18 protein-coding genes are annotated in these 21,079 nt (G+C 70.0%); 9 read left to right on the top strand and 9 right to left on the bottom strand.

The features are described 5' to 3' along the window. Genes IEZ15_RS14105 through hisD form a run of 4 tightly spaced genes read right to left on the bottom strand, consistent with a single transcriptional unit; the run spans position 1 to position 3,210 of the window. The gene (locus IEZ15_RS14105) at positions 1-168 is read right to left on the bottom strand and encodes a CG2302 family histidine operon protein (protein WP_164493121.1); all 168 of its coding nucleotides are present in this window, start codon (positions 166-168) and stop codon (positions 1-3) included. Beyond that, on the bottom strand, positions 165-767 hold the full coding sequence (hisB, locus tag IEZ15_RS14100) for an imidazoleglycerol-phosphate dehydratase HisB (RefSeq protein ID WP_114244039.1): 603 nt from the start codon (positions 765-767) through the stop codon (positions 165-167). The genes IEZ15_RS14105 and hisB overlap by 4 nt, the downstream gene beginning before the upstream one ends. Continuing rightward, a complete protein-coding gene (locus IEZ15_RS14095; protein ID WP_189276980.1) occupies positions 764-1,891 on the bottom strand; it encodes a histidinol-phosphate transaminase in 1,128 nt (375 codons plus the stop codon). The genes hisB and IEZ15_RS14095 overlap by 4 nt, the downstream gene beginning before the upstream one ends. After that, entirely contained in the window at positions 1,888-3,210 is a 1,323-nt protein-coding gene (gene hisD / locus IEZ15_RS14090; RefSeq protein ID WP_189276978.1) for a histidinol dehydrogenase, read from the bottom strand. The genes IEZ15_RS14095 and hisD overlap by 4 nt, the downstream gene beginning before the upstream one ends. A 139-nt stretch (positions 3,211-3,349) precedes the next feature. Between hisD and IEZ15_RS14085 the strand changes: the two genes are divergently transcribed. The 4 genes from IEZ15_RS14085 to ybaK all read left to right on the top strand — a co-directional run bounded on the left by IEZ15_RS14085 (position 3,350) and on the right by ybaK (position 7,542). Next, positions 3,350-4,951 carry an oxidoreductase gene (locus IEZ15_RS14085; RefSeq protein ID WP_189276976.1) on the top strand — a complete coding sequence of 534 codons (1,602 nt, stop codon included), beginning with the start codon at positions 3,350-3,352 and terminating at the stop codon, positions 4,949-4,951. Between the two features lie 268 nt (positions 4,952-5,219). Next, complete coding sequence (locus IEZ15_RS14080; RefSeq protein WP_189276974.1) at positions 5,220-6,257, top strand: hypothetical protein; 1,038 nt, start codon at positions 5,220-5,222, stop codon at positions 6,255-6,257. Positions 6,258-6,262: 5 nt separating this feature from the next. Further along, entirely contained in the window at positions 6,263-7,006 is a 744-nt protein-coding gene (locus IEZ15_RS14075; protein ID WP_189276972.1) for an LON peptidase substrate-binding domain-containing protein, read from the top strand. A 32-nt stretch (positions 7,007-7,038) separates the two neighbouring features. Continuing rightward, the gene (gene ybaK / locus IEZ15_RS14070) at positions 7,039-7,542 is read left to right on the top strand and encodes a Cys-tRNA(Pro) deacylase (protein ID WP_114244045.1); all 504 of its coding nucleotides are present in this window, start codon (positions 7,039-7,041) and stop codon (positions 7,540-7,542) included. A gap of 174 nt (positions 7,543-7,716) precedes the next feature. On the opposite strand, the gene IEZ15_RS14065 is transcribed toward ybaK, so the two are convergent. From IEZ15_RS14065 to IEZ15_RS14050, 4 genes are all read right to left on the bottom strand, one after another. Further along, positions 7,717-8,454: an ABC transporter permease gene (locus tag IEZ15_RS14065; protein ID WP_189276970.1), complete on the bottom strand. Its 738-nt coding sequence runs from the start codon at positions 8,452-8,454 to the stop codon at positions 7,717-7,719. A gap of 34 nt (positions 8,455-8,488) precedes the next feature. Further along, positions 8,489-9,376 carry an ABC transporter permease gene (locus IEZ15_RS14060; protein ID WP_189276968.1) on the bottom strand — a complete coding sequence of 296 codons (888 nt, stop codon included), beginning with the start codon at positions 9,374-9,376 and terminating at the stop codon, positions 8,489-8,491. Between the two features lie 28 nt (positions 9,377-9,404). Further along, a complete protein-coding gene (locus IEZ15_RS14055; RefSeq protein ID WP_114248935.1) occupies positions 9,405-10,379 on the bottom strand; it encodes an ABC transporter ATP-binding protein in 975 nt (324 codons plus the stop codon). A 154-nt stretch (positions 10,380-10,533) separates the two neighbouring features. Beyond that, on the bottom strand, positions 10,534-11,805 hold the full coding sequence (locus IEZ15_RS14050) for an NYN domain-containing protein (RefSeq protein WP_114244047.1): 1,272 nt from the start codon (positions 11,803-11,805) through the stop codon (positions 10,534-10,536). 224 nt (positions 11,806-12,029) lie between these two features. Here IEZ15_RS14050 and IEZ15_RS14045 point away from each other — a divergent pair, with 224 nt between their 5' ends. After that, a complete protein-coding gene (locus IEZ15_RS14045) occupies positions 12,030-12,209 on the top strand; it encodes a hypothetical protein (RefSeq protein ID WP_189276966.1) in 180 nt (59 codons plus the stop codon). A 97-nt stretch (positions 12,210-12,306) separates the two neighbouring features. Here IEZ15_RS14045 and dnaE read toward each other — a convergent pair whose 3' ends face one another. Then, positions 12,307-15,849, bottom strand: coding sequence for a DNA polymerase III subunit alpha (dnaE, locus tag IEZ15_RS14040; protein ID WP_114244049.1), 3,543 nt, complete (start codon positions 15,847-15,849; stop codon positions 12,307-12,309). A gap of 390 nt (positions 15,850-16,239) precedes the next feature. On the opposite strand from dnaE, the gene IEZ15_RS14035 reads away from it, so the two are divergent. From IEZ15_RS14035 to IEZ15_RS14020, 4 genes are all read left to right on the top strand, one after another. Then, complete coding sequence (locus tag IEZ15_RS14035; RefSeq protein WP_114244050.1) at positions 16,240-17,568, top strand: DUF2252 domain-containing protein; 1,329 nt, start codon at positions 16,240-16,242, stop codon at positions 17,566-17,568. 65 nt (positions 17,569-17,633) lie between these two features. Further along, positions 17,634-18,356 carry a hypothetical protein gene (locus IEZ15_RS14030; protein WP_189276964.1) on the top strand — a complete coding sequence of 241 codons (723 nt, stop codon included), beginning with the start codon at positions 17,634-17,636 and terminating at the stop codon, positions 18,354-18,356. Positions 18,357-18,405: 49 nt separating this feature from the next. Beyond that, positions 18,406-19,227, top strand: a complete 822-nt coding sequence (locus IEZ15_RS14025) for a thioredoxin domain-containing protein (RefSeq protein ID WP_189276962.1) — start codon at positions 18,406-18,408, stop codon at positions 19,225-19,227. 92 nt (positions 19,228-19,319) lie between these two features. Further along, entirely contained in the window at positions 19,320-20,981 is a 1,662-nt protein-coding gene (locus IEZ15_RS14020; RefSeq protein WP_189276960.1) for an alkaline phosphatase D family protein, read from the top strand. The last annotated feature ends 98 nt before the right edge of the window (positions 20,982-21,079 follow it).

Raw genomic sequence — 21,079 nt, 5'->3', positions numbered from 1 at the left:
TCAGTCCCAGAGTCCCTGGATCCGCAGAATGCCTGCCACCAGGCACATCACGGAGGCGAGCGAGAGCAGGACGATGACGCCCTTGGGCATGCCCTGCTTCGCGAAGGAGTAGACGCCGCCGGCCAGGAAGAGGCCGACGACGATCAGGATGGTGTTGAGGCCGGTCACAGCGCGCCCTTCGTGGTGGGAAGAATGCCGGCAGCGCGCGGATCGTGCTCACTGGCGTAGCGCAGGGCGCGGGCGAGGGCCTTGAACTGGCACTCCACGATGTGGTGGGCATTGCGCCCGTACGGCACGTGGACGTGCAGGGCGATCTGCGCCTGGGCGACGAAGGACTCCAGTATGTGCCGGGTCATCGTCGTGTCGTACTCGCCGATCATGGGCGCCATGTTCTCGGGCTCGGTGTGCACGAGGTACGGGCGGCCGGACAGGTCGACGGTGACCTGGGCCAGCGACTCGTCCAGCGGGACGGTGCAGTTGCCGAAACGGTAGATGCCGACCTTGTCGCCGAGGGCCTGCCTGAACGCGGCGCCCAGGGCGAGGGCGGTGTCCTCGATGGTGTGGTGCGAGTCGATGTGCAGGTCGCCGTCGGTCTTGACGGTGAGGTCGAAGAGCCCGTGCCGGCCGAGCTGGTCGAGCATGTGGTCGTAGAAGCCGACCCCGGTCGACACCTCGACCTTGCCGGTGCCGTCGAGGTTGATCTCGACGAGTACCGAGGTTTCCTTGGTGGTGCGTTCGACTCTTCCTACGCGGGCCGCGCGAGTCATGCGTCGTGCTCCTTCTTCAGTTCGCGTACCGCATCGAGGAACGCGTCGTTCTCTGCCGGGGTGCCCGCGGAGACCCGCAGCCATCCCGGTACGCCGTTGTCCCGGACCAGGACGCCCCGGTCGAGGATCTGCTGCCAGGCGGTGTGGCTGTCGGCGAAGCGGCCGAACTGGACGAAGTTGGCGTCCGAATCGGTGACGTCGTAGCCGAGAGCGCGCAGCCGGGTGACGATCCGGTCGCGCTCGCTCTTGAGCTGCGCGACGTATCCGAGCAGCGTATCCGTGTGCTCCAGGGCGGCGAGCGCGGTGGCCTGGGTGATGGAGGACAGGTGGTACGGCAGTCGCACCAGCTGGACCGCGTCGACGACGGCCGGGTCGGCGGCGAGGTAGCCGAGGCGCAGTCCGGCGGCGCCGAACGCCTTCGACATCGTGCGCGAGAGCACCATGTTCGGCCGGCCCTCGATCAACGGGAGCAGCGAGGCGTGGTGGCTGAACTCGCCGTACGCCTCGTCGACGACGACCATCGACGGCTTGGCCGCCTGGGCGGCCTCGTACAGCGCGAGTACGGTCTCGGCGTCGACAGCGGTGCCGGTGGGGTTGTTGGGCGAGGTGATGAAGACGACGTCGGGCCGGTGCTCGGCGATGGTCTTCCGGGCGGCCTCGACGTCGATGGTGAAGTCCTCGTTGCGCGGTCCGGAGATCCAGCCGGTGCCGGTGCCGCGGGCGATGAGGGCGTGCATGGAGTACGAGGGCTCGAAACCGATCGCGGTGCGCCCCGGGCCGCCGAAGGTCTGCAGCAACTGCTGGAGCACTTCGTTGGAGCCGTTGGCCGCCCAGACGTTGGCAAGGCCGACCTCGTGCCCGGCGGTGCGGCTGAGGTAGCGGGCCAGCTCCGTACGGAGCTCGACGGCGTCCCGGTCGGGGTAGCGGTTGAGGTCGCGGGCGGCCTCGCGGACGCGCTCGGCGATCCGGTCGACGAGCGCCTCGGGCAGCGGGTACGGGTTCTCGTTGGTGTTCAGCCGCACGGGTACGTCGAGCTGCGGTGCCCCGTACGGGGACTTGCCGCGCAGTTCGTCGCGGATCGGGAGCTCGTCCCAGGCATTGCGGGTGGTGTTGCTGTGCGTCACTGCTGCGGAACCTCCCCGCCGAACCTGGCCTTGAGCGCGGCGCCGTGGGCGGGGAGGTCCTCCGCCTCGGCGAGGGTCACGACATGGTGGGTGACCTCGGCGAGCGCATCGCGCGTGTAGTCGATGATGTGGATGCCGCGCAGGAAGGACTGCACGGAAAGGCCCGAGGAGTGGCAGGCGCAGCCGCCGGTCGGCAGGACGTGGTTGGAGCCCGCGCAGTAGTCGCCGAGCGAGACCGGGGCCCACGGGCCGACGAAGATCGCCCCGGCGTTGCGGACCCGGTCGGCGAGCGCGGCGGCGTCGGCGGTCTGGATCTCCAGGTGCTCGGCAGCGTACGCGTCGACGACCTCGAGGCCGTCCTCCAGGTCGTTGACCAGGACGATCGCGGACTGGCGGCCGGCCAGTGCGGGCTCGATCCGGTCGGTGATGTGCTTCGTCGCGGCGACCTGCGGCTTCAGCTCGGCCTCGGTGGCTGCGGCCAGTTCCTCGGAGTCGGTGACAAGGACCGCGGCGGCCATCGGGTCGTGTTCGGCCTGGCTGATCAGGTCGGCGGCGACGTGCACCGGGTCCGCGGTGGAGTCGGCGAGGATCGCGATCTCGGTGGGGCCCGCCTCGGCGTCGATGCCGATCCGGCCCTTGAGGAGGCGCTTGGCGGCGGCGACATAGATGTTGCCGGGGCCGGTGACGAGGTTCACCGGAAGACATTCGGCCGTTCCGTACGCGAACATCGCGACGGCCTGGGCGCCGCCGGCCGCGTACACCTCGTCGACGCCGAGCAGGGCGCAGGCGGCGAGGATCGTCGGGTGCGGCAGACCGTGGAAGTCCTTCTGCGGCGGGGATGCGACGGCGATGCCCTCGACTCCCGCCTCCTGGGCCGGTACGACGTTCATGACGACGGAGGACGGGTAGACGGAGCGCCCGCCCGGTACGTACAGCCCGACGCGCTCGACCGGCACCCACTTCTCGGTGACGGTGCCGCCGGGGACGACCTGGGTGGTGTGCGTGGTGCGGCGCTGCTCGCGGTGGACGAGGCGGGCGCGGCGGATCGACTCCTCCAGGGCGGCCCGTACGGCGGGGTCGAGCCGCTCCAGCGCCTCGGCGATCGCCGCGGCCGGGACGCGGATCGTGTCGATCCGTACGCCGTCGAATTTCTCCCCCCACTCGATCACTGCCGCCGAGCCACGATGGCGTACGTCCTCGCAGATGGGCCGCACCGTCTCCAGGGCGGCTTCCACGTCGAACTCGGCACGGGGCAGCAGGTCGCGCAGGGCTCCACCCTCGGGGAGGGCGTTGCCGCGCAGATCGATTCGAGAGATCACACCGCAATTCTCTCAGACCGCCTCCGGCGTCCGGTCGCCCGTATCACTGGCTGATACATGTCCCGGCCGTCACTGCTGACCAATAGCGTTCACTTCGTCACACAGAGGGGAAGAACAGCTCCGAGCGGAAGGGGCACCCGTGACCGAACCGCACGACGGCGATTTTCCGGACGGTCTCAGCGCGGCCGAGCTGGGCATGTGGCAGGCGTTCCGGAACGGCAGCACCTACGATCTGCGCGCCCGCGACCCGGCGCGGGACGATCCGTTCGCGCCGCGCACCTGGGGACCGGAGCGCAGTGTGGACGGGCGCGTCGTCGCCCGGCTGCTGCTGTCCGGGCCACCGCCGCGGCCCGGCCGGGTCGCCGCGCTGAAGCTCCGGGGTGTACGGATCACCGGGACGCTGGATCTCGCGGGCGGGCGCGTCGCGCCGTACGTCGAGCTGACCGGCTGCCGCTTCGAGAGCGAGGTGGTGCTGCCCGAATGCCATTTCACGACGTTGCGGATGGTCGGCTGCGCGATGCCGCGGCTGGAGGCGGCCCGGCTGCGCACCGAGGGCGATCTGCATCTGCCGCGCTGCCGCATCAAGCGCGGGATCCGGCTCACCGACGCACAGATCGGCACCGATCTGCTGATCAGCCAGATCGAGATCGGCCCCGACCGGGGCGGGCGGGCCCTGGCCGGTGACGGGCTGGCGGTCGCCCAGGACCTGCAGGCGGAGATGGTCGAGGCGCGCGGCGAGCTGAGCCTGCGCGGGGCGAAGGTCGGCGGTTCGCTGAGTCTGCGTGGCAGCCGGCTGCGGGGCAGGGAGGGGCGGCGCGCGCTGAACGCCCCTCAGCTGACCGTGGAGCGGACGCTGTACATGAGCGAGGCGTGGGTGAGCATCGACACCGGTAACCAGGGCACCACTCCCCCGTACGGCATCGTCATGGCGCCGACCCCGGCGCGCGGTACGCGTTCGCAGATCTTCGAGTGCCGCGGCGGGGTACGCCTGGACGACGGACGGTTCGGCGACGCGGTCGATCTGCACAAGGCGCGGTTCGTACTGGCCAGGCACGAAGAGCTGTCGCTGCGCCGGATCGTCACCCCGGAGCTGCGGTTCAACGCGGAACGGCCGGAGGAGGGCCGGGTCGTGCTGAACGGCGCGAAGGTCGTCACGCTGATCGATGTGTCGACCAGCTGGCCGGGGCCCGGCGGTCTGGCGATGGGCGGTTTCGTGTACGAGAACCTCGTCCCGTACGGGCATTTCCCGCTCTCCCGGCGCCTGGAGTGGGTGGCGGCGGCAACCCCGGAGTACGTACCGGAGCCGTACGAACGCCTCGCCACGGTGCTGCGCAACTGCGGGGAGGACGCGGACGCCCGCGAGGTGCTGCTGGCCAAGCAGCGGCGGCGCCGCGAGACGCTGCCGCCCGCCGCGAAGCTCTGGGGCTTCCTTCAGGACTGGACGGTGGCGTACGGCTACCGGCCGGGGCGGGCCGCGGTGTGGATGGCGGTGCTGTGGGCGGCGGGTGCGCTGGCCTTCTCCCAGCACGTCCCGGCGGCGATCAAACAGGATGAGCATCCGCAGTGGAATCCGGCGCTCTATGCACTCGATCTGCTGGTGCCGGTCATCAATCTCGGCCAGGACGGTTACTGGCGCATGGAGGACGGCTGGCAGTGGGCGGCCGCCGTGCTCGTCCTGCTGGGTTGGATACTGGCCACGACGGTCGCGGCGGGCGCCTCACGGCTGCTGCGCCGGGGCTGACCGGAATCCGGCCACAGCCGGCCGGACGACCGACCGTCCGACCGGCCGAAGCCCTTCTGCGCAGTGGCCGTCGCGGCGGCCGGAGGCCGTGGTCGAACGATCTGCCGAGCCACGGCCGAAGTGTCGGAGACCGACGGCCGGATCAGTGAAAACAAGCCAGATTCCCCGCTTTCCTTTACTTTTTATTGACCCAGCTCGATACAACCCATGTAGTCGGCACCAAAGCTTCACAGCACCCCCCTGGCGCCGTCCCGACCAGCGCTTTTCAATGGTCTGCACCATGTCATTCCTTCGCGCTCTGCTCCGTACCGCGCGCATGATCCGGCACTCCCCCCAGGGGGCCGCCGGACTGCCCGCGGACGACGCGGTGCTGCTCGACGCCCCCGACGAACGGCTCTCCCCGGCGCTTGTCGCCGCCGCCCTCGGGGAGTACGAACCGGCCGCGAAACTCCTCGCCACCACCCGGGACGGCGCCGAGTGGGAGAACCGGGACCGCTACCTCGGCCGGCTCGCCACGTTCGCCCGCAACCGCGACGGATGGCTGACCGACTGGCTCGCCGCCGCACCGCACGACCCGGACGCGCTGCTCGTCAAGGCCGAGCTGGCGGTCCGCCGGGCCTGGGAGTCGCCCGTCCGGGCAGAACAGCTGCGCGAGGTGGGACCGCTGATCACCGCGGCGGCCGAGAGCGACCCCCGCGACCCGGTGCCGTGGCGGCTCGCGCTCGACCATGCGCGTGGCACCCATGCCACGCACACCACGTTCGAGGCGCTGTGGGAGCAGGCGATCCAGCGCTCCTCGCACCACTACGGCTGCCATGTCGCGGCGCTGCGGTACCTCTCCGCCGCCTGGTACGGCTCGCACCGCGAGTGCTTCGACTTCGCCGAGCGGGCCGCCGAGGACTCACTGCCCAGCTCACTGGTGCAGGCGCTGCCGCTGCGGGCCGCTTTCGCCCTGCTGATCGAGGGGCCGGACGTACGGACCACCTCGGTGCAGGAGGAACGGATCGACGCGGCAGCGGATCTGGCGATCACGCTGTCCGCCTCGTTCGCGCCCGGCGATCCCTGGCCCGCCGAGGTCCGCAACCTGCTGGCGTACGTGCTGGTCGCGCGGGGCCGCTGGGGCGAGGCGCTGGAACAGTTCCGGCAGATCGGACTCCATGCGGCGTCGTTCCCGTGGTCGTCGGTCTCCGACGATCCGCTGGGCCGGTTCCTCGACGCGAGGGACGAGGCGCGGCTCCGGGTGGCCTGTGCGACGCCCTTGTCCGGCCGGGCCGACCGAAGTCGGCCCCGCGGCCATTACGCTTGACCGTTGTGACCACCGCTCGCCTGCCTCTGTTCCCGCTGAACGCGGTGCTGTTCCCCGGCCTCGTGCTGCCGCTGAACGTCTTCGAAGAGCGCTATCGCGCCATGATGCGCGAGCTGCTGAAGACCGACGACAACGAACCCCGCCGCTTCGCCGTGGTCGCGATCCGCGACGGCCGCGAGGTCGCCCCGACGGCCGCCGGAATGCCCGAGGCGGTGAGCACCCCCGCCGAGCGCGGTCCCGCGGACGGCTTCGGCCCCGACCCGATCCAGACCTTCCACCGGGTCGGCTGCATCGCCGACGCGGCGAAGATCCGGGAACGGCCGGACGGCAGCTTCGAGGTCCTCGCGACCGGCACCACCCGGGTCAAGCTGCTCTCCGTCGACGCGAGCGGCCCCTACCTGACGGCCGAACTCGAAGACCTGGACGAGAAACCCGGCGAGGAGGCCGGCGCACTCGCCGAGGGCGTCCTGCGGGCCTTCCGCAGCTACCAGAAGCGACTGGCCGGGGCGAGCGAACGCTCCCTGACGACGGGTGCGGACCTGCCCGACGACCCCTCCGTCGTCTCCTACCTGGTCGCGGCGGCGGCCGTATTCGACATCCCGTGCAAGCAGCGGCTGCTCCAGGCACCCGACACCGCGACCCGGCTGCGCGAGGAACTGACGCTGCTGCGCTCCGAGACCGCCGTCATCCGGCATCTGCCGTCCCTGCCCGCGGTGGACCTGACGCGTGCCCCGACCCACCCCAACTGACTGACGACGGACCGACCCGAGGACCCTCCCCCGTGGCGAAGAAGCCGAAGAAGCAGCAGCAGTCCGGCGGCACCCCGGCAACGGTCGCGTTGACCGCGGCCGGCACGGCGTTCACCGTCCACTCCTACGACCACGACCCGGCGTCGGCCTCCTACGGCGAGGAGGCGGCCGAGGCGCTGGGCGTCTCCCCCGACCGGGTCTTCAAGACCCTGGTCGCGGACGTCGACGGCACACTCACCGTGGCGGTCGTCCCGGTGGCCGGCTCCCTGGACCTCAAGGCCCTGGCCTGCGCGGTGGGCGGCAAACGAGCCGCGATGGCCGACCCGACAGCCGCAGAACGCACCACCGGCTACGTGCGGGGCGGCATCTCCCCCCTGGGCCAGCGGAAGCGGCTGCGCACGGTGCTGGACGCGTCGGCACAGTCCCACGGAACAATCTGCGTCTCGGCGGGCCGCCGCGGCCTGGAGGTCGAACTCTCCCCCATGGATCTGGCGTCCCTGACGGGGGCGGTGTTCGCGGAGATCGGCCGGGGGTAGCCGCCCTGGGCACTTTTCGGCCCGGCGCTTGCGGGTGCCGTTCAGCCTGCCCGGCACTGGAGGACGCTTTTCAGCCCGTCCGGCGCTGAAGGACCGGGGTCCGGGGCGGAGCCCCGGTTCGGGAAGGGGCGGGCAGGGGACGAGCCCCGCGCAGCGGCCCACCCCGCACCTCGCCTAAGACTCGGCCGGCGGCACAGGCGGCACACCCCCACCCGCGGGCGACGGCCCCGCCCCCGGTACAGGCCCACCTGCGGCCCACCCCGGAAACACCCCCCACTCCGGCTCCGGATCCCGCGGCCCGAACAACGCCGTCAGCCCGAGATGAACCGCCATCGCCCCCAGCGGCCACGCCAGCAACGCCGCCTTCGCCCGCAGCTGAAGTGGCGCATCGAAGACCACGCCCTTGCCGACCGCTCGCGCGTGCGCGACCACGTCCTGGTCCGGCCCGAGCCACACCCCGAGCCGCCAGGCCAGCAGCGAACCGAGCAGCCCGCCCAGCGCGAGCCCCACCACCGGGGCGATTCCGCCACGCCGCTGGAACAAGAAGACCAGCGCCGCGGAGAGCGCGCCGAAGGCCAGCGCCAGCAGCACGAACGTACCGTCGGCGCCGATCGCCTCCTCGCCCTCGCTGTCGCTGAGGAAGACGGCCGTGCTGTCGGAGATCAGCGGAACCCGCGGCGCCAGCCACAGCCAGAGGAGTCCGAGCCCGATGCCGGCGACGGTCACGAGAACGGTGACCACAGCGGCACGCAGCAGATCCGACCTGAGATTCCGCTCCTCCGGCGACTCCGGCAGAGTGCCGGAGTGGGCAGCACCCGGGCCGCCGGGACGACCGGGCCCACCCCATTTCGGCGGGGTCTGCCAGGGGTCGTTGGACGAGGGCTGGTGAGGCGGCGTCAGAGGTGCGGTCACCTTGCCATCGTGCCAGGCGTCCCTGTGCCGCGCCTCACCGGACCGCTGCCCTGCGGTACGCCCAGGTGGCCGCAGCCAGCGAGAGGACGCCGACGACGGCGCAGACCGCGAGATCCAGTGCGACGACCGCCCAGTCGGGGTGGGCGTCGAAGGACCGGGAGAGCGCCTCGACACCGTATGTGGAGGGCAGCAGATCGCGGGCCCAGCCGATCGGCCCGGGCAGCCGGTCGGCCGGCAGGACGCCGAGCAGCAGCGCCGCCGACATGCCGAGCTGCCCGAGCAGCGTGGCCAGCTCCTGACGGGGCGCGAGCAGCCCCATCGCGGCACCGAGCCCGGAGAGCGCCGCCCCGGAGAGCGGGATGACGGCGACGAGCACCCACAGATGCGTCAGCGGCAGTCCGAACAGCACGCTCCCCGCCACGGCTGTGACGATCGTGCCGGGCACGGTGAAGGAGGCGTACGCCCCGGCCGCACCGAGCACCACCGCGGCGGGCGGCACCGGCAGGGTGGCGTAGTGGTCGAGTCCGCCGCCGGCCCGCAACTGCCCGAAGTACTGGGCGAGCAGGTTGAGTGCGACGAAGGCCACCACGAGGACGCTGGATCCGGCGACGACGGCGCGCGCCTCGAAGCCGCCGTCGACGACCCCGCGCATCAGCACCATGATCCCGACGGACTGGAAGGTCGCGACGAAGAGCAGCGGGATACGGGCGACCCTGGCCCTGGACAGCTGGGCACGGTAGACGGCCGCGAGCGAGGGGAACAACCGGGCCCGTGGCGCGAGCGGCGCGGGAGCTGCCTCTTCCTGACCGTCGCGGCCGGCACGGCCGTCATCGGCGATCCGGACGGATCCGGTCACCGCCTGCGCGGGAACGATGCTCGTCACCTGGCGCTGCTCCTGTTCGCTACCTGCCCGGCCACGCATGCGCATCCGGTCGCCCCGCCCGCGCCGGTCATGACTTCACCAGCCCCTTGGTCGCGTCCCCGCCGAGCGCGAGATAGACATCCTCCAGGCTGGGCGTCGCCAGCGTGAAGTCGTCGAGTGCGGCAAAGGCCGCGCCGCCGGTCACGGCGGCGACCGCCGCCCGCGCCTCGTCGGGACCGAGCCTCAGCACCCAGCGCCGCCCGGATTCCTGGGCCGAGCCGCGCAGCGCGGCCACTTCGGGAACGTCCAGGGGCGCCCGTTCGCGCCACACCAGCTCGACCCGGACCTCGCCGGCGACACGTTCCTTGAGCCCGGTCGGCGTGTCGCAGGCGATGACCTTGCCGCGTTCGATCACGGCGACCCGGTCGAGAACCGTCTCGGCCTCGATGACGTTGTGGGTGACGAGCAGCACCGTCGTGCCGCGTTCGGCCCGGCGCCGGTCGACGGCGGCCCAGACGGCGCGCCTCGCGACGGGGTCCATACCGGTCGTCGGCTCGTCCAGCACCAGCACCGGCCGCTCGCCGACCAGCGCGGCCGCGAAGCAGGCGAGCCGCCGCTGTCCGCCGGAGAGCTTCTTCAGGGGGCGTCCCGCGATCTCGGTGAGGCCGAGTTCGTCGAGCACGTCGTCGCGCTCGGCGCGGGCGTCCCGCACCGCGAGGCCGCGCAGCCGTCCGGTGGTCTCGGCGGCGAGCGAGACGGTCAAGTCGTCCAGGGCGGTGGACTCCTGCCCGAGGTACCCGATCAGCCGGGAGGCCCGCTCGGGATGGCGTACGAGATCGTGGCCCAGCACGGTGACGCTGCCGGAGTCGGGCCTCATCAGCCCGGTGAGCTGCCGCACCAGGGTGGACTTTCCGGCGCCGTTGGGGCCGAGGAGGCCGAAGATCTCGCCGCCCCGCACATCCAGGCTGACCCCGTCGGTGGCGCGCACCTCGGGTGTGGCGGGTGCACCGCGGCGGCCGCGGGCGGCGGGATAGGTCTTGACCAGATCACGCACCGCGCACACGGTCCCGACCGCTGTCTGCGCCTGTGCTGTGCCCGTACTCACGAGGTACGAGAGTACGGGGTCGGATGCCCCGTATTGCGCCCGGGGCCACGCCGGTCGGACGTCGATGCCGCAATCGCGTGCCGGGTTGCCCGCCCGCACGACCGTTGTGCCGTCAGTCGCCGGACGGGCTCGTCCGCTCCACCGCCGGGGCGTGTTCCGCAGCGGCCCGTACATCGATCTCCCGCCAGAATCCGGCCCGGATCGCGTAGCGGTCGTGCTCGTCGATCTGGTCGTCCTTGTGGGCGAGCAGGCCGAACCGTGCCGCGTACCGCAGCAGTTCGCCGTCGATGCGGTGCGGGATGCGCGGATACATGGTCGACAGCTTCTGCAGATGGACGGTCTCCGGCAGCCGCTCCATCCAGCGCCGGGCGAAGACCTGGCCCACCTCGAAGGGGTCGCCGCCCACGGTGGTGATGTCCTCCTCCCGGTCCGCCCAGCGCTGCTCGGCACTGGTGAGCTGGGCCAGCGTCGGGAGGGACGCGGTTTCGGCGGGCTCGCCCAGCGGTCCGCCGCGCTCCATCCAGCCCTTGTCGGAGGACCAGCGCAGTGTGGCGTTGGCGGGCGACGGCTGGGTGGGCTGGGAGCCGGGGCCGCGCAGGCTGCCCGCCAGATCCTTGGGTGTGGGTACGCCCCTTCCCCCGTGGCCGGGCCGGTCGGCGGTGGAGCTCTCCTCGGGCGGCGGCACCTCACCGTTGCCGGCGGCCGCGGCCTGGGCCTCCGATGCCCGCTCGGCGGAGGCCGCAAGGGCCGCCTCGGGCAGCGGTGCGGAGAGGATCGCAGCGATCTCCGGCCGGGGGGCGGGCGGCGGGGCGCAGACGCCGCCGGTCTCCTTGGCCCGTACGGCCTGGGTGATCCAGGCCCGGTCGAGCACCCTTCGTTCGTCGGCCTCGGCGACCAGGTCCTCGGACTGGTTGTAGTCGCCGTCGGCGGCCTGGACGGCCCACAGATGGACGGCGACGCCGTGTTCCTTGGCGGACATCAGGCCGGGCAGCAGATCGCCATCACCGGTCACCAGCACCACGTCGGAGCAGGCCCGGTTCCTGGCCAGTTCGGTGAGCTCGGCGTGCATCGCGGCGTCGACGCCCTTCTGCGCCCAGCGCCCGTCGCTGCGGGTGAGAGCACCGAGCCGGACGGTCACCCGGGGCATCACACGAAGTCTGCGGTGCTCGGGCTGCGGTACGCGGTCGGGGGCGCCGTCGAACCAGTAGATCCGCAGCAGCGGCTGCCGCGTATCGGCCTCTGCCAGCTCGCGCAGGCCCCGGATGAGGGCCGCGTGGTCGACGGTGATGCGGGAACGGGCGGGCTCCCCGGCCAGCAGACTCGCGGCTGCACCCAGCAGGTAGCCGGCGTCCACCAGGACGACGCAACGGTCCACGCGTTCCACCCTCTTCCAGAAGTTCGGGTGTGGTCTTTGCCAAGGGTTTCCTTCGAGTCTGCCCGACCGCGCAGGGGTTGACGGCCGGAACTCGATCATCGGCGTGGCGGATCCGGAAAACGGCGCATGATACCCCCTCACTACGCACGGTAATGATCCAACATGCATGCTTTATCCCGCTATGTGAATCTGAACGCGGTCCTGGCCCCGAGAGTCCCCGTAGGAGGAACACCATGGCCAAGAACAAGAACCGCAAGCAGAGCAGCCGGCAGAACCGCGCGTCGGGTCCGGAGCACGGTGCGGAAGAGACCAAGTCGACCGGTTACGACTCGCAGATACAGCCTCAGCCGCAGGCCCAGGGCAGCCCTGCTGATGTTGCCCGTAAGCACCAGCGGCGCTTCGGCCACAACTGACCGGGCGGATCGCCGGTCACGGCCGCAGGCCGGGTGGCCGAGAGGGGCGCTCCCGCTTTCGCGGGGCGCCCCTCTCGTACGTCGGCCGTGAACCGGCTCAGCCGGCCAGGCAGGACGGCCCGAGCAGCACCTTCAGGTCGCCGAAGAGCGCCGGGTCGGGCTTCACCCGGTGCCGGTCGAGCCGGAGCACCGTGGTCTTGCGGGGGCCCTGGAGCTTGATCCGCACCTCGGTGTCGCCCCGGTGGTTGCTGAGGACCTCGCCGAGGCGGCTGACCATCGGCGGGGTGATCTTGACCGTGGGGATGGTCAGGACCACGGGCGCGTTGGTGCCGGCCGACGAGATGTCGGGGACCTGCATCTCCATGGCGACGAGCCGGGGCACGTCCTCCCGCTTGTCGAGACGTCCCTTGACGAAGACGACGGTGTCCTCGACGAGCTGGGTGGAGACCAGTTGGTAGGTGGCGGGGAAGAACATGCACTCGATGGAACCGGCCAGGTCCTCGACGGTGGCGATGGCCCAGGCGTTGCCCTGCTTGGTCATCTTGCGCTGGAGGCCGGAGATGATGCCGCCGACGGTGACGATGGCGCCGTCCGCGTGTTCCCCGCCGGTCAGCTGGGAGATCGAGGAGTCGGCCTTGTCGGACAGCACGTGTTCCAGACCGAAGAGCGGGTGGTCGGAGACGTACAGGCCGAGCATCTCGCGCTCCTGGGCCAGCAGGTAGGACTTCTCCCACTCGATGTCGGAGAACTCCACGTCGAGCCCGAAGCCCGGCTCGTCGCTCTCCTCCTCGCCCATGCCGCCGAAGAGGTCGAACTGGCCCTCGGCCTCCTTGCGCTTGACCTGCACCACGTTGTCGATCATCGGCTCGTGGTGGGCGACCAGGCCCTTGCGGGTGTGGCCCATCTCGTCGAAGGCGCCGGCCTTGATCAGCGATTCGACGGTGCGCTTGTTGCAGACGACTGCCTCGACCTTGTCCAGGAAGTCGGGGAAGCTGCTGTACTTCCCCTTCGCCTTGCGGCACCGGATGATCGAATCGACGACGTTCTGACCCACGTTCCGGACGGCCGTGAGGCCGAAGAGGATCACGTCGTCGCCCTGCGCGGCGAAGTTCGACAGGGACTCGTTCACATTGGGCGGCAGCACCTTGATGCCCATGCGACGGCACTCGTTGAGGTAGACGGCCGACTTGTCCTTGTCGTCCTTGACCGAGGTCAGCAGCGCCGCCATGTACTCGGCGGGGTAGTTCGCCTTGAGGTACGCGGTCCAGTAGGTGACCAGGCCGTACGCGGAGGAGTGCGCCTTGTTGAACGCGTATCCGGCGAACGGGACCAGCACGTCCCACAGGGCCTTGATCGCGGCGTCGGAGAAGCCCTTCTCCTTGGCGCCCGCCTCGAAGAGGACGAAGTTCTTCGCCAGCTCCTCGGGCTTCTTCTTGCCCATCACGCGGCGCAGGATGTCGGCCTCGCCGAGCGAGTAGCCGGCGACGATCTGGGCGGCCTTCTGCACCTGCTCCTGGTACACGATGAGGCCGTAGGTGAGGCCGAGGACCTCCTTGAGGGGCTCCTCCAGCTCCGGGTGGATCGGGGTGATCTCCTGGCGGCCGTTCTTGCGCTCGGCGTAGTTCGTGTGCGAGTTCATGCCCATCGGGCCCGGCCGGTACAGGGCCGAGACGGCGGAAATGTCCTCGAAGTTGTCGGGCTGCATCTGGCGCAGCAGGGAGCGCATCGGACCGCCGTCGAACTGGAACACGCCGAGCGTGTCACCGCGGCAGAGCATCTCGTACGTCTTGGGGTCGTCCAGCGGGAGGCCGAGCAGGTCCAGCTTGACGCCCTTGTTGGACTCCACCATCTTCACGGCGTCGTCCATGATGGTGAGGTTTCGCAGGCCGAGGAAGTCCATCTTCAGCAGGCCGAGCGACTCGCACTGCGGGTAGTCCCACTGCGTGATGGTGACGCCGTCGGTGTGCCGCACCCAGATCGGCGCGTGGTCGACGATCGGCTCGCTGGACATGATGACGCCGGCGGCGTGCACGCCCATCTGCCGGACCAGGCCCTCGACGCCCTTCGCGGTGTCGATGACCTTCTTGACGTCCGGCTCGTTCTCGTACATCCCCCGGATCTCGCCCGCCTCGCTGTAGCGCGGGTGCTTGGGGTCGGTGATGCCGTTGAGGTCGATGCCCTTGCCGAGGACGTCGGCGGGCATGGCCTTGGTGAGCCGGTCGCCCATCGCGTACGGGTAGCCGAGGACCCGGGCGGAGTCCTTGATGGCGTTCTTCGCCTTGATCTTTCCGTACGTGCCGATCATGGCGACCTTGTCGGCGCCGTACTTCTCCGTCACGTACCTGATCACTTCGACGCGCCGACGCTCGTCGAAGTCGATGTCGACGTCGGGCATGGAGACGCGCTCGGGGTTGAGGAACCGCTCGAAGATCAGCCCGTGCTCGATCGGGTCGAGGTCGGTGATGCCCATCGCGTACGCCACGATCGAACCGGCGGCGGAGCCTCGGCCGGGGCCGACCGCGATGCCGTTGTTCTTCGCCCACATGATGAAGTCGGCGACGACCAGGAAGTACCCCGGGAACCCCATCTGGATGATGATGTCCATCTCGTACTCGACCTGCTTCTGCCGGTCCTCGGGGACACCTCCCGGGAAGCGCCGGTTCATGCCGACGCGGACCTCTTCCTGGAACCAGGTGATCTCCGTGTAGCCGTCCGGGATGTCGAACTTCGGCATCAGGTCGCGCTTCTCGAACATGCCGGTGGTGTCGATCTGCTGCGCGACCAGCAGGGTGTTGGCGCAGCCCTCCTGCCAGGCGTCGGAGGAGTCGACGGCGTACATCTCGTCGGTCGTCTTGAGGTAGTAGCCGGTGCCGTCGAAGCGGAAGCGGTCCGGGTCGGAGAGGTTCTTGCCGGTCTGGATGCAGAGGAGGGCGTCGTGCGCGGTGGCCTCGCTGGCGTACGTGTAGTGCGAGTCGTTGGTCACCAGCGGCGGGATGTTCAGCTTCCTGCCGATTTCGAGGAGCCCGTCACGGACCCGGCGCTCGATCTCGATGCCGTGGTCCATCAGCTCCAGGAAGTACTTGCCCTCACCGAAGATGTCCTTGTAGTCGGAGGCGGCCTGGACCGCCTCGTCGAACTGGCCGAGCCGCAGCCGGGTCTGCACCTCGCCCGAGGGGCAGCCGGTGGACGCGATCAGGCCCTCGGACCACTGGGCGATGGTCTCCTTGTCCATGCGCGGCCACTTCTGCAGCCAGCCCTCGGCGTACGCATCCGAGGACAGCTTGAAGAGGTTGTGCAGCCCGGTGCTGTTCGCCGCCCAGATCGTCTTGTGGGTGTAACCACCCGAACCCGAGACGTCGTCGCGCTTCTGGTGCGGCTGGCCCCACTGGATCTTCCGCTTGTGCTTGCGCGATTCCGGAGCGACGTACGCCTCGATCCCGATGATCGGTGTCACGCCCGCCTTCTGCGCCGAGTGGAAGAAGTCGTAGGCACCGTGCAGGTTGCCGTGGTCCGTCATCGCGATGTGCGACATGCCCATTTCATTGCAGGCAGCGAACATGTCCTTGAGCCGCGCGGCACCGTCCAGCAGCGAGTACTGGGTGTGGACGTGAAGGTGCGTAAAGGGCGGCTTCGACGACACGGTTTGTGGCCTCCGGGCGAACAGGGCGGGTGAGGGGGACAGCGTGGAAGTCTACGTCGCGACACCGGTACTCGGCGGCCTGTCACTCCGACCGCGCACCGTCGAAAACAATGAGGTTGCCGAGATCACAGACGCAGCGGCCAGCAGCCTCCACCCTCGCACGTGGGCGTGGCGGCGAGCTGACCACGGCACGAACCCGGCAGCCGGCCAGGTGACTTCCACGCTCCTCGGGAGACCACATTCCAGGCGTCCCACATCGACTGTGCGGCCGCGCGCATTTCCCACCCACCGGGCACTTTCCGGGTCCGGGCACTGATGCGGCGCCTCCGGCGTTCTCAGCAGGAGGGCAGACAGGATGGCCCTGTCATCAACGAAGGAAGCAGGCCGGCAATGCGCAGCACTTTCGAAGTCTCGGACACTGAGCGCGAGGAACAGATCCTTGCGGTCTTCGAGACTGCCTTCGGAGAGCTCCTGGCCGCAGACCCGACAGCCTTCCGGGTCAAGTTCCGCAAGATGGCCGCATCACCGTTCGCGTTCTACAGGGGCACGGCCTGCCTGTATTACGCCGATCTCAGCTCGACGAGGAGCGCGGACCCCTATCTGGACGAGCGAACCAGCAGGGTGTGGGTGCACGGCGATCTGCACGCTGAGAACTTCGGCACGTACATGGATTCCAATGGCCGCCTTGTCTTCAATGTGAACGACTTCGATGAAGCCTTCGTAGCCCCCTTCACCTGGGACCTCAAGCGGTTCGCCGCCTCCGTCGCGCTGATCGGGTACGCGAAGGCGCTGGGTGACGGCCAGATCACCGAGCTGGTCCGTATCTACGCGGCGGCCTACCGTGAGCGGATCCACGCACTGGCGACGGGCGCGAAGAACGACGAGGTACCGCCCTTCACGTTGGACACGGCACAGGGCCCGCTGCTGGACGCGCTGCGCGACGCCCGGTCGCTGACCCGATTCTCGCTGCTGGACTCGATGACGGAGATCCGGGACTTCGAGCGCCGGTTCGCGGCGGGCGGCGGCTCGATCGACCTGGACGCGGCGACGCGCTACAAGGTGCTGGCCGCCTTCGACGGCTATCTGGAGACGCTGCCGGAGTCGAGCCTGACCCGCCCCGACTCGTACCGGGTGAAGGATGTCGTCGGCCGTCGTGGCATCGGTATCGGTTCGGCCGGGCTGCCCTCGTACAACATCCTTCTGGAGGGCAACAGCGACGCCCTGGAGAACGATGTGGTGATCTATCTCAAGCAGGCGCAGACCCCCGCAGTCTCCCGGCACATCACCGACGCGGCCGTGCGCGAGTACTTCCAGCACGAGGGCCACCGCACGGTCATCTCACAGCGCGCCCTGCAGGCACACGCCGACCCGTGGCTCGGCTGGACCGAGCTGGACGGGGCCGGACAGCTGGTCGCCGAGGTGTCTCCGTACGCGGTCGATCTGGACTGGTCCGACATCGACGAGCCGGAGGAGATTGCCGCGGTCGTCGCCGACCTCGGCCGGGCAACGGCGACGATGCACTCCGCGGCGGACGACGAGAGCGGCCACTCGCTGGTGCCGTTCTCCACCGAGCGGGCGATCGACGCGGCGATCGCGGTGGACGAGGAGGGCTTCGCCGACCTGCTGGTGGACTTCGCCCACAGCTACGGCGCCCGGGCCCGCGCCGACCACCAGATCTTTGTGGATCTTTTCCGCAACGGCCGCATCCCGGGGCTGTAGAGCTCCGCACGCAACCGGGCCCCTTCAAGGGTCGCTCACAGGTGCGCATGCGACACTCCTCAACGATGGACATATCCGGGACGCAGCTCAGAGTCGTTCGCGCGGCGCTCTTCACGGCGCTCGTCGTGACGCTCTCCGCTGCGTCCCATGTGCTGCTCTCCCAGGTCTCGCTGCCACTGACCGTCGTCGCCCTGCTGGCCGGCGTGGTCTTCGCCGTGGCGTACGCGCTGGCCGGCCAGGAGCGCGGCTTCGGAGCGATCGCCGGACTGCTGGTCCCGCTGGAACTGGCCGCCGACACCGTGTTCACCACCGGCCAACACCTCTGTTACGGCGCGGCAGGCGGCCCGATCGCGGGGCCGTTGCGCTCGGTCGGCGTCGATGTGCTGTGCGGCGGCGGTGACATCGGTGCCGGCGCGCACCAGGTCGGTGACGTCGGCACGCCGCTCACCTCGGTGACCGGCGGCGGACACACGGCGGCCGCGCTGCTGGCCTCCCCGGGCCCGGCGGTGCCATGGCTGCTGCTCGCCGCCCACGTGACGGTCGGTCTGCTCGCCGCGGCCTGGCTGCGGCGCGGCGAGTCCGCGCTCGTCGGCCTGCTGGGCGCGGTCGCCGCCCTGGCGTTCCGGCCGCTGCTGATCGCGGTCGCCGTGGTGGGTACGGTTCGCCGCTCCGTACGCCGCAGGGTGCGCCCCGCCGGAGGCGGCCCGCACCTGCTCGTACACGCCCGTCTGCTCGTGCACTCCGTGGGACGAAGGGGACCGCCGCGCTCGGCATGCGCCATCGCCTGAGCACGCACATCCCCGACGACACACCCCTCACACCCATGGAGATACGGACATGAGCAAGCGCAACAGCCAGGCCAACAAGTCGGCGGCCCGCGAGCGGCTGCGTGCCGAGCGCGAGCGCCAGGTTAAGAAGGACAAGACCCGTCGGCAGATCATCGTCGGCGTCTCGATCGTCGGCGTCCTGGCCGTCGTGGGTGCCGCCGCCTGGGGCGTCATGCAGCTGAACAAGCCGTCCCACTGGGAGGCGGCCAAGGACGCGAAGAACGTCACGGCGCCCAAGAACACCTCGGGCGACAACGGCACGACCGTCGTCATCGGCAAGTCGACCGCCAAGAAGACCCTGGAGCTGTACGAGGACTCGCGCTGCCCGATCTGCGGCACGCTCGAGCAGGCCGTCGGCGAGACGATGCACAAGGACGTCGACGCCGGAAAGTACAAGATCAAGTACATCGGTGCCACGTTCATCGACGGTGACAACTCCATCAACGGCGTGGGTTCCAAGAACGCACTGAGCGCGCTCGGCGCCGCACTCAATGTCAGCCCGCAGGCCTTCCTCGACTACAAGTCCGCGCTCTACTCCCCGAAGTTCCACCCGGAGGAGACCGACGACAAGTTCAAGGACGACGCGTACCTGATCAAGATCGCCGACACGGTCGAGGCCCTGAAGGGCAACAAGGCGTTCCAGAAGGACGTCAAGGACGGTACGTACGACAGCTGGGCGATGAAGATGTCCGGGGCCTTCGAGAAGAGCGGCGTGAGGGGCACCCCGACGCTGAAGATGGACGGCAAGCCGCTCACCGGCTCGGACGGCAAGAACGCGCCAATGACGGTGGCCGAGTTCAACACCGCGATCACCGCCGCCCTGAAGGGCTAGCGGCAAACTCCCGACAGCGGCTCTCCGACGGGCAGGCGAACTTCCTTCATTCGCCTGCCCGTTCGCTGTACCGGTCAGTAGGGTTCTCCTCCGTGACCAGTCGACACCTTTCTCCGCCGATATCCGGCCCCAGCCGCCGCACGGTCGTCAAGGCCGCTGCCGCCACCGCCGTCGCCGCCCCCGTGCTCGGCGCCGCCACCACCGCGCGTGCCGCGGACGGGCCCGCCTTCCTGCACGGCATCGCCTCCGGCGACCCCCTCCCCGACGGCATACTCCTGTGGACCCGCGTCACCCCGGCCCCCGACGCCGTGCCCGGCTCAGGCCGTGGCGCCGATACGGCGGTGCGCTGGGAGGTCGCCGAGGACAAGGAGTTCACCCGGGTCGTCGCCCGGGGAACGACCGTCGCAACGGCCGCTTCCGACCACACCGTCAAGGCCGATGTGCGAGGTCTGCGCCCGGCCACCACCTACTGGTTCCGCTTCTCGGCGGGCGACGGTACGGGAACCTTCTCGCCGACGGGCCGCACCCGTACCGCGCCGGCGGCCGGAGCTGCCACGCCCGGTGTGCGCTTCGGGGTGGTGTCGTGCGCCAACTGGGAGTCCGGGTTCTTCTCCCCGTACCGGCATCTCGCCGCCCGCGCCGATCTCGACGCGGTGCTGCATCTCGGCGACTACATCTACGAGTACGCGTCCGGCAGTTACCCGGACGCCGAGTACGTCGTACGGCCGCACGAGCCGAAGCACGAGATCCTGACCCTTGCCGACTACCGCACCCGGCACGGCAACTACAAGACGGACTCCGACCTCCAGGCCCTGCACGCCACCCACCCGTTGATCGCGATCTGGGACGACCACGAGTTCGCCAACGACGCCTGGTCGGGCGGGGCCGAGAACCACACGCCGGGCACGGAGGGCTCCTGGGCCGACCGGGCCGCGGGCGCCAAGCAGGCGTACTTCGAGTGGATGCCGGTCCGCGCCTCCACCGAGGGCACCGTCCACCGGCGGCTGCGCTTCGGCAACCTGGCCGATCTGCACCTCCTCGATCTGCGCACCTTCCGCTCCCAGCAGTCCACGATCGGCAACGGCTCGGTCGACGCCCCGGATCGCACGATCACCGGCCGGGCGCAGCTGGACTGGCTGAAGTCGGGCCTGGCCGGCTCGGACGCCACCTGGAAGCTGGTCGGTACGTCGGTGATGATCTCACCGGTCGCGTTCGGTTCCGTACCCGCGCATCTACTGGAGCCGCTGGCCGAGTTGCTGGGGCTGCCCACGGAGGGCCTTGCCGTCAATGTCGACCAGTGGGACGGCTACACGGACGACCGCAAGGAGCTGATCGCGCATCTGCGGGACCGGTCGATCACCAACACGGTCTTCCTGACCGGCGACATCCACATGGCGTGGGCCAATGACGTACCGGTGAAGGCGGCGACGTATCCGCTCTCGGCGTCGGCCGCCACCGAGTTCGTGGTGACGTCGGTGACGTCGGACAATCTCGACGACATCCTGCATGTCGCGCCGCAGACCGTCTCGGTGGTGGCTGCCGCGGCGGTCAAGGCCGCCAACCGCCACGTGAAGTGGGTGGACATGGACTCGCACGGCTACGGCGTCCTCGATGTGACCGCCGAGCGCTCGCAGATGGACTACTACGCGGTCTCCGACAAGACGAAAAGGGACGCGACCTCCGCCTGGACGCGTTCGTACCGGACACTCAGTGGGACGCAGAAGGTCGAGCGGGTGGACCGCCCGGTGCACTGAGGGTCTGTTTTCAGCCACCGCAGTCCATGTTGACGCCGCATTACATCGCTACGGCGGGTGGCGTACCTCCCGACTCCAATGGGGACACACCGCCCGCC

This window comes from Streptomyces atratus (assembly GCF_014648655.1).
Lineage (GTDB): Bacteria > Actinomycetota > Actinomycetes > Streptomycetales > Streptomycetaceae > Streptomyces > Streptomyces atratus.
The sequence above is the reverse complement of the archived record's forward strand: the minus strand, read 5'-3'. Positions and strand labels throughout refer to the sequence as shown.